Annotated in this window: 11 protein-coding genes; 7 read left to right on the top strand and 4 right to left on the bottom strand. The window is 64.9% G+C overall.

The annotated features are described in order from the left end of the window. Positions 1 to 106: 106 nt before the first annotated feature. The 4 genes from LB526_RS14930 to erpA all read right to left on the bottom strand — a co-directional run bounded on the left by LB526_RS14930 (position 107) and on the right by erpA (position 2,018). Positions 107 to 400 (bottom strand): hypothetical protein, encoded by a 294-nt coding sequence (locus tag LB526_RS14930; RefSeq protein ID WP_095765009.1) that lies wholly within the window; start codon positions 398 to 400, stop codon positions 107 to 109. Between the two features lie 71 nt (positions 401 to 471). Next, complete coding sequence (xth, locus tag LB526_RS14925; RefSeq protein ID WP_095765010.1) at positions 472 to 1,266, bottom strand: exodeoxyribonuclease III; 795 nt, start codon at positions 1,264 to 1,266, stop codon at positions 472 to 474. A gap of 7 nt (positions 1,267 to 1,273) precedes the next feature. After that, complete coding sequence (locus tag LB526_RS14920; protein ID WP_224628195.1) at positions 1,274 to 1,666, bottom strand: VOC family protein; 393 nt, start codon at positions 1,664 to 1,666, stop codon at positions 1,274 to 1,276. Between the two features lie 4 nt (positions 1,667 to 1,670). Beyond that, entirely contained in the window at positions 1,671 to 2,018 is a 348-nt protein-coding gene (gene erpA / locus LB526_RS14915; RefSeq protein ID WP_042644753.1) for an iron-sulfur cluster insertion protein ErpA, read from the bottom strand. A 70-nt stretch (positions 2,019 to 2,088) separates the two neighbouring features. Between erpA and LB526_RS14910 the strand changes: the two genes are divergently transcribed. The 7 genes from LB526_RS14910 (at position 2,089) to LB526_RS14880 (ending at position 11,907) form a co-directional block, all read left to right on the top strand. Then, positions 2,089 to 3,318, top strand: coding sequence for a deoxyguanosinetriphosphate triphosphohydrolase (locus LB526_RS14910; protein ID WP_224628194.1), 1,230 nt, complete (start codon positions 2,089 to 2,091; stop codon positions 3,316 to 3,318). A 61-nt stretch (positions 3,319 to 3,379) separates the two neighbouring features. Beyond that, a complete protein-coding gene (gene argS, locus LB526_RS14905) occupies positions 3,380 to 5,137 on the top strand; it encodes an arginine--tRNA ligase (protein WP_224628192.1) in 1,758 nt (585 codons plus the stop codon). A gap of 103 nt (positions 5,138 to 5,240) precedes the next feature. After that, complete coding sequence (locus LB526_RS14900) at positions 5,241 to 8,741, top strand: SPOR domain-containing protein (RefSeq protein ID WP_224628190.1); 3,501 nt, start codon at positions 5,241 to 5,243, stop codon at positions 8,739 to 8,741. A 133-nt stretch (positions 8,742 to 8,874) separates the two neighbouring features. Then, positions 8,875 to 9,894, top strand: coding sequence for a beta-N-acetylhexosaminidase (gene nagZ, locus LB526_RS14895; RefSeq protein ID WP_140840472.1), 1,020 nt, complete (start codon positions 8,875 to 8,877; stop codon positions 9,892 to 9,894). A 62-nt stretch (positions 9,895 to 9,956) separates the two neighbouring features. Then, entirely contained in the window at positions 9,957 to 10,757 is an 801-nt protein-coding gene (locus LB526_RS14890) for a segregation and condensation protein A (RefSeq protein ID WP_095765568.1), read from the top strand. Continuing rightward, positions 10,754 to 11,509 carry an SMC-Scp complex subunit ScpB gene (gene scpB / locus LB526_RS14885; RefSeq protein ID WP_224628189.1) on the top strand — a complete coding sequence of 252 codons (756 nt, stop codon included), beginning with the start codon at positions 10,754 to 10,756 and terminating at the stop codon, positions 11,507 to 11,509. Before LB526_RS14890 ends, scpB begins: the two co-directional genes overlap by 4 nt. A gap of 179 nt (positions 11,510 to 11,688) precedes the next feature. Further along, complete coding sequence (locus LB526_RS14880) at positions 11,689 to 11,907, top strand: twin-arginine translocase TatA/TatE family subunit (RefSeq protein ID WP_224628188.1); 219 nt, start codon at positions 11,689 to 11,691, stop codon at positions 11,905 to 11,907. The last annotated feature ends 16 nt before the right edge of the window (positions 11,908 to 11,923 follow it).

Raw genomic sequence — 11,923 nt, 5'->3', positions numbered from 1 at the left:
GGATTGGGGGAACCACCTGGCAATCAAGCCTCGGCCTGATCAGTCGCGCCAGTCACAGAAGATGTGTGCATAGCGTAACCTGGATGGTGGGGAGATCAACGAGGCCTCAGTTCTCGGTCGGCTCCGTCGGCGTCTGGCCGGGCGTCGGGGTCGAAAGCGATGTCGGGTGCGGCTTTGGCGCTTCGCCCGGACATTCGTCCTTGATCCTGGTCCAGGACGTGTTGTTGAGAACCATGTCGCAGCGGGCGAGGTAACTCTCGCCGGCCAGCGTCAGGCACGCTGTCTCGCCGACGTTGAAGGATTTGCCGTTGGCAAGACAGGTTGGCGCCGCCAGCAACGGCGCCGGCGCGGCAAGCGCCAAGGCAAGGCCGGCTGGCCAGAAAAGAAATCGGATCGCCATTCAACCCCCACAGCAAGCCGCATCAAAGACGGGATTTGTGGCGATACTGGGTCAGGGTGCCTGGCAACGTCTCAGGCGGGCTGCAGGCTGAGGTCGATGGCGACCGGCACGTGGTCGGACGGCTTTTCCCAGGCGCGGACGTGCTTTTCCACCGAGGCCGACGAGAAGCGGTTGGCGGCTTCGGGCGAGAGCAGCAGGTGGTCGATGCGGATGCCGTTGTTCTTCTGCCAGGCGCCGGCCTGATAATCCCAGAAGGTGTAGACGCCGGCCGAGTCGGTCACGGCGCGCACAGCTTCGGTGAAGCCGAGATTCTTCAGCCGGCGGAAGGCTTGCCTCGTCTGCGGCTGGAACAGCGCGTCGCCCAACCAATTTTCGGGAAACCGAGCATCGGCGGGTTCGGGAATGACGTTGTAGTCGCCAGCCAGCACCAGCGCTTCCTCGAGCCGCAGCCGCTCCTGCGCCCAACGCTCCAGCCGCGCCATCCAGGCGAGCTTGTAGGAAAACTTCCGTTCATCGTCGACCGGATTGCCGTTCGGCAGATAGAGCGAAGCGACGCGCAAGGCGCCCTGGTCGGTGGAAAAAACGCCTTCGATGAAGCGGGCATGATCATCCGCATCGTCGCCCGGCAGGCCGCGATTGACCTCGTCGAAGGGAAGCTTCGACAGAAGAGCGACGCCGTTAAAACTCTTCTGGCCGTTGGTCTCGACATTGTAGCCCAGCGCCTCGATCTCTGCGCGCGGGAACTGGTCGTCGACAGTCTTGATCTCCTGCAGGCACACGATGTCCGGCGCGCTTTCGGTCAGCCAGTGGGTGAGGTTGCCGATGCGGGCGCGAACGCCGTTGATGTTCCAGGTGACGATCTTCATGAGGACCTCAATGCTCTTCGGGCGGCAGGCGTTCGACGAGGCCGATCGTATTGCCTGCGGGGTCCTTTAGAAAGGCCATCCATTCGCTTTCCCCCGCCGGGCCGAACCGCCCCTCGGTGTCGCGGTGGACGAGCGTCGGCGGCGCGGTGAAGGGAATGCCCGCGGCTTTCGCCTCGGCGTGGAAGGCTTCGAGGCCGGCGATGTCGAAATAGACGGTGCCGGCCGGAACGCCGTCAGTGAAGAGGAGGCGCACGTCACCGGCCATAATGAAGGCAATACCGGGCGGGTCGTAGCGAGCGTGCACGTTCAGACCAAGCACGTCGCGCCAGAAAACAAGCGTCGCATCGAGATCGCGGCCAGCCGAGAGCGCGACCTGACGGACCGCGCCGATGGCAGGCATCGGACTATATGGAAAAGCTCGTGCCGCAGCCGCAGGAGGCGACCGCGTTCGGGTTCCTGATCTGGAAGGACTGGCCCATCAGATCGTCGACGAAGTCGATCACCGAGCCGCCCATATAGACCAGCGACAGGTCGTCGATCAGGATGGTTGCGCCGTCCTTCTCGATGGCGACATCGTCATCGTTGCGGTCGCCTACCAAATCGAATTTGTAGGAAAAGCCGGAGCAGCCGCCGCCTTCGACGGAAACGCGCAGCGCCGTCTTGCCCGGTTCGCCGGAAACAATCCTGGCGATCCGCTTCGCCGCGGCATCGGTCATCTCGACCTTCATGGCAGTCTTGGCATCCGCGCCCATCGGCGTCACCTTGCTTTCGGTTTCACATGATAGGTATGAAGCGGGCGGGGCCAAGTCAACTGGTGGATCAATGGACGAGCGGCAGGGCAAGGATGCTCTCGGCGACATCGGGTTCGGCGACCGGCCGCGCGCCGTCTATGCGAGCGATCCGGCGCGCTCGCGCGGTCGCCTGTTCGACGAGCCGGAAAGCCCGACCCGCACACCGTTCCAACGCGACCGCGACCGCATCATCCATTCCACCGCCTTTCGCCGGCTGAAGCACAAGACGCAGGTGTTCGTCGCGCATGAGGGCGATCACTACCGCACGCGGCTGACGCATTCGATCGAGGTGGCGCAGATCGCCCGCGCGCTGGCACGGGCATTGCGCGGCGACGAGGATCTCGCCGAAGCCGTGGCGCTGGTGCATGATTTCGGCCATACGCCCTTCGGCCATACGGGCGAGGACGCGCTCAACGAGAAGATGGCGACCTGGGGCGGCTTCGATCACAACGCCCAATCGCTGCGTATCGTGACGCGGCTCGAGCGGCGCTATGCCGAATTCGACGGGCTGAACCTCACCTGGGAAACGCTGGAGGGGCTGGTCAAGCACAATGGCCCGCTGACCGACGCGAGCGGGAAGGGGCTCAAGGGCCCGGTGCCGCAGGCGATCCGCGACTATTCGGAGCTGCACGACCTCGAGCTCGACCGCTTCGCCGGCATCGAGGCTCAGTGTGCGGCGATCGCCGACGACATTGCCTACAACGCCCATGACATCGACGACGGCTTGCGCGCCGGCCTGCTGACGCTGGATATGCTTGGAGAGGTCGGTCTGCCCGGCTCGATCCTGGACAGCGTGCGTGCCAAATATCCTCAGCTCGACGATGTTCGCACCGGCCACGAGCTGATGCGCCGGCAGATCACGCTGATGGTCGAGGATGTCATCGCATCGACCATCGCCAATATCGAGCGGCTCAAGCCGGACAGCGCCGATGCGGTACGAGCGGCCGGCGAGACCCTGGTGACCTTCTCGGCCAGCATGGCGGCGGCCGAAAAGGAATTGAAGGCCTTTCTCTACAAGCATCTCTACCGGCATGCGGAGGTTATGCGGGTGCGGGCCGATGCCGAACAGATCGTGCGCGAGCTGTTCGACGTCTATTTCGCCGATCCGCGCGCTATGCCCGACGGCTGGCGCGAAGGGCTCGACCGGGCCGAGGACCGCATCAAGGCGCGCAGCGTCGCCGACTTCCTGGCCGGCATGACCGACACCTATGCGCTCAAGGAACATCGGCGTCTGTTTGACCATACGCCCGATTTGAGCTAGGGCGAGCCTCGATTTTGCCGGCCATCGAGCCGGTCGCCTCTTAAAGCCCAGAGCACTTCCGATGAATATCTTCGCCGATTTCAACGCGCGGATCATAAAAGCCGTCGAAGCCCTTGACCTGAAAGACAAGGATGGAGCCGCGCCCGACCTGTCGCGTGTCGCGGTCGAGCCGCCGCGTGACGCCAGCCATGGCGACCTCGCGACCAATGCGGCGATGGTGCTGGCCAAACCCACCGGACAGAACCCGCGCGCGCTTGCCGAGAAACTGGCCGAAGCGCTGCGGGGCGACGCTGATATTGCCTCGGCCGAGATCGCCGGGCCGGGCTTCGTCAATCTCAGGCTGAAGGACGCATTCTGGCACACGCACCTGGCGGCGTTGCTCGGCGAGGGGCGCAATTATGGCCGCTCGACCGTCGGCGGCGGCCGCAAGGCCAATGTCGAATATGTCTCGGCCAACCCGACCGGCCCCATGCATGTTGGCCACTGCCGCGGCGCCGTGGTCGGCGATGCTTTGGCCAATCTGATGGCCTTCGCCGGCTACGACGTGACCAAGGAATACGTCATCAACGACGCCGGCTCGCAGATCGACGTGCTCGGCCGCTCGGCGTTGCTGCGGTATCGCGAGGCGCTTGGCGAAGCCATCGGCGAGATACCGCCCGGGCTTTATCCGGGCGACTACCTGATCCCCGTCGGCCGGGCGCTGGCTGAGGAGTTCGGACTCGGCCTGCTGGAGATGCCGGAAGAGGAGGCGCTGGCGATCGTCAAGGACCGCACCGTCGACGCGATGATGGCGATGATCCGTGAGGATCTGGCGCTGCTCAACGTGCATCACGACGTGTTCTTCTCCGAGCGCACGCTGCATGCCGACAACGCCAAGAAGATCCGGGCGGCGATCGCCGACCTGACGCTGAAGGGCCACATCTACAAAGGCAAGCTGCCGCCGCCCAAGGGCGAGAAGCCGGACGACTGGGAAGACCGCGAGCAGACGCTGTTCCGCTCGACCGCGGTCGGCGACGACATGGACCGGGCGCTGGTCAAGTCGGACGGCTCGTTCACCTATTTCGCCGCCGACGTCGCGTACCTGAAGGACAAGGTCGACCGCGGCTTCGTCGACCTGATCTATGTGCTCGGCGCCGACCATGGCGGCTACGTCAAGCGGCTCGAAGCGCTGGCGCGCGCGGTTGCCGGCGATGCCGTCAAGCTCACCGTGCTGCTTTGCCAGCTCGTAAAACTGTTCCGGGACGGCGAGCCTGTCCGCATGTCGAAACGGTCCGGCGATTTCATCACGCTGCGCGAGGTCGTGGAAGAGGTCGGCCGCGACCCGATCCGCTTCATGATGCTTTACCGCAAGAACGACGCGCCGCTCGATTTCGACTTCGCCAAGGTCACCGAGCAGTCGAAGGACAATCCGGTGTTCTACGTGCAGTATGCCTCGGCGCGCTGCCATTCCGTTTTCAGGCAGGCGAGCGAGCAGCTCGGCGAGGCGAACTTCGATCGCAACCGGCTAGCGGCCTCGGTGGCTGCGCTGGCCGACGAGGGCGAGATCGCGCTGATCCGGAAGCTGGCCGAATATCCCCGGCTGATCGAATCCGCGGCGCTTTCGCTGGAGCCGCACCGGCTGGCATTCTACCTCTACGATCTGGCTTCCGGCTTCCATGCACAGTGGAATCGCGGCAACGACAACCAGGACTTACGTTTTGTTAAGGTTAACGACCGAGAATCAACTTATGCCAGACTAGGGCTGGTGCAGGCTGTTTCGGATGTTTTGACTTCCGGCTTGACGCTTATCGGGGCAGACGCGCCCATCGAAATGCGTTAGGTTTAACTAAAAAACCTGTCACCTTTTGCCCACATTGCGCTGGTAAGGGCCAACCCTGCGCGACGTCCATGGCGTCCGACTGTGTGCGAGTTCGGGAACAATAATGGCAGACAGAACCCCGCTGAAAGTAGCCGACCACAACGACATCGCCGACGATGATCCGTTCGCTGAACTGACCCGGATCATGGGTTTCGATCCGCGCCAGCCGGTGCGGCAGCCGGCCCCCGCGGCCGAGAAGGCCAATCAGGCCGTGGAGGCTGACGATTTCGACATCGACCTCGAGAAGGAGTTGATGGGCGAGTTCGACTCCGTCGAGGAAAGCGCGCCGGTCGCTCAGCAGGCTGCACTGCATCAGATCAGCAAAGAGCCGGCCTTCGAGGCTGCCAGCGCCGCCGCGAATGACGACGAGCTTACCGCTTCCTTCGAGCAGGATTTCGTATTCGACGACGCGGCGGATTATGCCGACTTCGCCGTGGCCCGTGCGCCGGAGCCGGATTTTGCGCCGCAGCCGCAGGCGGCGCCCGAACCGGAAGTCGCGCCAGAGGCGCATTTTGCATCTGAGGCGCATTTCGCGCCGGTGCCAGAAGAAGCTTCCGAGCCGGAAGTCGCTTTCGACGACGATTTCGACAAGGCCGTCGCCAGTTCGCTCGATGTCTCGCCGGTCGAAGATGATCTTGCGATCGACCGGGAAATGGCGGCTTCGCTGGACCAGGATTTCCAGCTCGACCATCACGAGCCTGCCAACCTCGACGATCAAGAGCTCGCCAACCTCGACGATCAAGAGCCGGCTGACGCGCGTCAGGACGCCGTCGAGGCCATGCAGGCCGCGAGCGAGGCGGCGTTCGACGCCGATTTCGACAACGCGGTCCAGATGTCGCTCGAAGACGAGCTGTCGTTTGAGAGCCACGAGCCGGAGCAGCATGCGCAGGCCGCCGAGCCGGTCGAAGCTCACGCAGCCGCCCCGCTGATTTCCGAGGATGATTTTGCCGGTCATTTCGATCAGGCGATGACCGATGTCGATATCAATCTCGGCCAGGATATGGATCTCGGCCAGGATCTTGGGGAGCCTGAGCCGTCGCTTGACGACGAGCCTGCGCCGGCTGTCGAGGCGCCGGCCGAGACGGCCGCCGCCGAGCCGGAGCTGGCCGCGCCCGAACCTGCCGCCGCGCTGACCCTCGATGACGATTTCGAGTTGAGCTTTCGCGATGCGTTGAACGAGGAGCCGCAAGCTCCGGCCGTCGAGCCCGTTGCCGCGTTGCAGCCGACCGTCGCCGAGGCGGCTCCCGTCGTCGCCGCTCCGGTTCCGCCGAGCGCCGCCGTTGAACCCGTGAAGCCGGCCGCCAGCGAGCGCAGCCTGGAAGACGAGCTCAATGCGCTGCTTGGCGCCATGACCGCGCGGCCGATGCCGGCTGTCAGGGAGCCTGCTCCCGCGCCCCGGCTGGTTGCGCAACCTGCGAGCTACGAAAGCGAGAAGACCGAGACCGACGATCTCGACTGGAATCTTGACGAGCAGCAGCCGTCGCAGAGCGGCCAGGGCGGTCAGCCGGTTGAAAGCGACTTGGACGACCTGCTCGCCAGCGAGCTCGATCACCAGGATTTCGCAACCTCGGCCAAGGCAGAGCCCGCGGTCGATTTTGATGACGACGAATTCGGCGCCGCTTTCGCCCGGAGTATCGAGGCCGAGCAGGAGGCCGCCCGGGCGAAGGCAAATTCGTCCGATTGGCTGCATTCGACGAACGCCGAGCCGGCAAGGTCGTGGAGTCGCTCGACCCCGACCGCCGCTCCGCCGGTGCAGGCTTCGTTTGCTGCGCAGCCGGCAGCCTCGGCGCCGGTGCAGATGACCGCGCCTTCAGCGCCAATGCAGGTGGCGGCGCCGGCCTACCGCAGCGAACTGGCTACGGATTATTCCGCCTACGCCAAGCCGGCGCAGGCGCCCGTGCCGCAAGCCCGCGAGCATGATGACATGCCCGACGTCGAGACGGTCGACGTGCCGGAGCGCGTGGTCGCGCTCGCGGACGACCTCGACATTCCGGAGCTCAGCTTCGAAGAGGACCAGCCGGCGGCACCCGCATATGACGATCTCGATGCGGAATTCGCCAGCTTGCTCACCGACATGAACGCGACGGAGATCGCGTCGGCGCCGACACAGAGCCGCAGCTATGACGACGAATCCTATAATGCCGGCTTCAATGGCTATGATCGTCGCGACTTGCGTGCCGAGGCTCCGGCGGCTCCGGTGACCCCGGCTGCGCTTGCCGCCGCGAATGATTACGATGCCGATGATTTGCCCGGCAGCCGGCCGGTTTCGCAGGCGGACGAATTCGCCGCCGATGAACTCGACTATGATCCCGAGCTCGAAGAAGCGATGGCGATCCCCGGGCTTGCCGAGCGCTCGTCGGCGCAGCCGCGCAGGCGCGGCGTGATGATCGCGGCGCTTGTCGGCGCAGTGGTGGTTTTCGGCGGCCTTGGCGCGCTGGCCTTCTCCTTCGGCGGCAAAGGCGGCAGCGCGGCCCCGGTGATCGTCAAGGCCGACAATTCGCCGATCAAGGTGAAGCCGGAAAATCCGGGCGGCACGGTGGTGCCGAACCAGGACAACAAGGTTTACGACGCGGTCGCCAAGGGCGGCGGCGCGGCCAAGCCGGCCGAGCCGGTGCAGCAGAAGCTGGTGAACACCACCGAGCAGCCTGTGGACCTGGCATCGAAGGAACCGCCGCAGAGCCGTGTGGTCGACCTTTCGCCCAACGACAATGGCGCCGCGGCCGGCACTGACGCCGCCGGCGATCCAGGCACAGCATTGCCCGGCGTCGAGCAAGCGGCTGTGCCCGCAAGCACGCAACCTGCCGCGCCCGCAAGCGCGCAGCCTACCGCGCCGGCAAGCGCGCAGCCGGCGGCACCGGCGCCGAAGTCGGAAGACCGCATCGCCCAGGTGCTGCAGCAGGATGCCGAGAACACCGCCAACAACGATGTCGTCGCCGTCGCGCCGCGCAAGGTGAAGACGATGATGGTGAAACCCGACGGCTCGCTGGTGCCGCGCGAGGACCCGGCTCCAGCCGCTGCGCCGAAGGTCGCCGCGGCCGAACCGAGCGATCCGGCGCCGCAACATGTCGCGCCGGCCTCCGACGGCCAGCAGACGGGAACCGTGGCTTCCGACGCGGGCCAGGCCGTTACGGACCAGGCCGATGCGCCGGCCGTCAAGCCGGTGAAACCCGCGAAGAAGACTGAAGCCAAGGCGCAGTCGGCCAACACGCCGGCAGTGGCGCCGGTGGCGCCGGCGCGTCCGTCCGACCAGCCGGTCGATATCGTCGGCGAGGTCAAGCCGGACCAGGTCGCTTCGATCGATCCGGCGGCGGCCGCCGGCGGCGGCTCGTGGTCGATGCAGATCGCATCGCAGCCGACGGTCGAAAGCGCGCAGTCGACCTATCAGGACCTGCAGCGCCGCTATGGCGGCGTGCTGTCCGGCCGCACGGCCAACATCGTCAAGGCCGAGGTCGCGGGCAAGGGTACCTTCTACCGCGTCCGCGTTGCGGCCCAGTCGCGCAACGATGCGATCAGCCTTTGCACCAGCTACAAGGCGGCCGGCGGCAACTGCTTCGTATCGCGCTGATTAAATCAAGCCTATCAAAGCCGGCGCCGCCGAAAGGCCGCGCCGGCTTTTCGTTGTGGACGGTTGCGGGCTTTGGCTGGTCCGAGGGCAGGGGTGATTCCCTTTGCTCGCTCAAAGCCTTAAGCTTCCGGGCATGAGCGAATCAAAATCCATGATCCTCGGCTGCGCCGGGAAATCCCTCACAGAGGACGAAATCCATTTCTATCGGGACGAACGTCCCTGGGGCTTCATCCTGTTTGCGCGCAACATCGGCGAAGCCGGGCAGATCCGCGACCTCGTCGCCTCGATGCGCGACTGCGTCGGTCGCCCGGAGGCTCCGGTCTTCATCGATCAGGAAGGCGGCAGGGTGCAGCGCCTGCGTCCGCCGCTGGCGCCGAACTACCCGGCCGGCGGCGCGCTTGGCGCGTTATGGCGCGACGACCGCGAGGCCGGCCGCCGCGCCGCCTGGCTGATGGCACGGCTGCATGCCTTCGATCTCTCGCGCTTCGGCATCACCGCCGACTGCCTGCCGGTGCTCGATGTGCCCGTCGAAGGCGCCAGCGACGTCATCGGCGCGCGTGCCTATGGCAAGGAGCCCAACGCCGCGATCGAGCTTGGCCGGGCCTCGGCCAAGGGGCTGATGTCGGGCGGCGTGCTGCCGGTGATGAAGCATATTCCCGGCCATGGCCGCGCCTTTGCCGACACGCATTTCGCGCTGCCGACCGTCGATACGCCGCTCGATGAACTCAGACGGCATGATTTTGCCCCGTTCAAGGCGTTGAACGAGCTGCCGATGGCGATGACGGCGCATGTCGTCTACAGCGCAGTCGACCCCGACAATCCGGCGACGACGTCCGCCAAGGTCGTCGATCAGGTGATCCGCGGCGAGATCGGCTTCGACGGGCTGCTGATGAGCGACGACACGTCGATGAAGGCACTTTCTGGGGATTTCCCGACAAAGGCGGCCTCGATCCTTGCGGCCGGCTGCGATCTCGTCCTTCACTGCAACGGCGTTTTCGAGGAGATGTCGGGGATCGCGTCGCGCACGACGGCGCTGTCAGGCAAGTCTTTGCAGCGCGCCGAGCGGGCGCTGACCTATATAAAGGATCGCGACGTCGCCGACGAAACGGCCATACGCGCAGAATTCGCCACCTATTTCGAAGCGGTGGCCTGAACCGAAGGGACGAAAGGCAAGTGGCGGAGACATTGGAAGGCAAGGCCGCGAAGGCCGCACCGATGGACCGCCTGTGGGCCGAGAACGACGATTCACGCCTGACTGGCGACCCGTCGCTGGTCGTCGACGTGGCGGGTTTCGAAGGCCCGCTCGATCTTCTTTTGCATCTTGCCCGCAACCAAAAGGTCGATCTGGCGCGCATTTCTATCCTGGCGCTCGCGGAGCAATATCTGGCCTTCGTCGAAAAAGTGCGGGCGCTGAGGCTCGAGCTTGCCGCCGACTATCTGGTGATGGCGGCGTGGCTGGCTTTCCTGAAGTCGAAGCTCTTGATCCCGAAACAGCCGGGCGAGGAGGGCGAAAGCGGCGAGGAACTGGCGGCGGTGCTGCAATTCCGGCTGAAGCGCCTTGAAGCCATGCGCGACGCCTCGGCGCGGCTGGTGAACCGCAACCGCCTTGGCCGCGACGTCTTTGCGCGCGGCATGCCGGAAATGGTCATTGTCGAGAAGCGCAACAGCTTTTCGGCTTCGCTCTACGATCTGCTCACCGCCTATGCACAGCAGCGCCAGCGGCAGGCGATCAACAATGTGACGATCGCCCGGCGCGCCGTGTGGTCGCTCAAGGATGCGCGCGAGGTGCTGGCGCGGCTGATCGGCTCGGTCGGCGACTGGACGACGCTCGACAGCTTCCTGATCGAATATCTGGCGGCGCCGGAAGAGAAGCGCACGGCGATGGCCAGTTCCTTCGCGGCGACGCTCGAGATGGTGCGCGAGGGCAAATTGGAAGTGCGGCAGGATCAGGTGTTCGCGCCGATCTATCTGCGCGGCCGCGCGCAAGGGGTAAGGGCAGTCGAGGTGGTATCATGAGCGAACGCGCCAACGCGTCGGTCATCCCGTTCAAGGTCGAGGACGAACCGGAAGACGAGGTGGCCGAGCAGGGTTCCATCGAAAACCCGGCCGAGCGGCTGCAATTGTCGGAAGCCGTGCGCATGGCCGAGGCGATCATATTCGCCAGTGCCGAGCCGGTCAGCGAAAAGCAGCTTGCCGCGCGCCTGCCGGAAGGCGTCAACATTGCCGCCGCAATGGCGGATCTGCAGGAAATCTATGCCAAGCGCGGCGTCAACCTGGTACGGGTGGGCGATGCCTGGGCCTTCCGCACCGCCGGCGACCTGGCTTTCCTGATGAGCCGGGACTCCGTGCAGCAAAGGAAGCTCTCGCGCGCGGCGCTCGAAGTGCTGGCGATCATCGCCTATCACCAACCGGTGACGCGCGCCGAGATCGAGGACATCAGGGGCGTTGAAACGTCGAAGGGCACGCTCGACACGCTGCTGGAAACGGAGTGGGTCAGGATGCGCGGGCGCCGCCGCACGCCCGGACGGCCGGTGACCTACGGCACCACCGACGCTTTCCTCGATCATTTCGCGCTGGAGGAGATCCGCGATCTGCCCGGCATGGAAGAGCTGAAGGGCGCTGGCCTGCTCTCGACGCGCATGCCGGCGAATTTCTCGATGCCGGTGCCGCCGGCCGACCCGGACGCGCTCGCCGAAGACGAGGATGCGCTGACGGATATCGACCTCGAGGAGCTCGGGCTGCTGACGCCGCGCGTCACCGACGAGTGATCATCAAATCGCCGCGAATGGTCTATTAGCAGGGGCTGCGCGGATTCGTAGCAAGCCGCTCACGCCGAAAGTGCGTGACATCCGCTAGCCATTTTATCAACTTCGTAGCGGTTGTGTTTGAATCCTTGAGCGAAAACGCATAGATCATCGCCGAGGGAAACCATTCGAGAGAGATTGTTATGGGTTCATTTTCGATTTGGCACTGGATGATCGTGCTGGTCATCGTGCTTCTGGTGTTCGGCCGCGGCAAGATCCCGGAACTGATGGGCGACATGGCCAAGGGCATCAAGAGCTTCAAGAAGGGCATGGCCGACGACGACTCCGACGACAAGCGTACCGTCGAGCATCGCGCTGACGAGACTGTTTCGCCGGCCAAGGAAAAGGTCAGCAAGAGCTGATCTTGGTTGTTGCTTT

Source organism: Mesorhizobium sp. CA6, from assembly GCF_020165035.1.
Classification (GTDB): domain Bacteria; phylum Pseudomonadota; class Alphaproteobacteria; order Rhizobiales; family Rhizobiaceae; genus Mesorhizobium.
The sequence above is the reverse complement of the archived record's forward strand: the minus strand, read 5'-3'. Positions and strand labels throughout refer to the sequence as shown.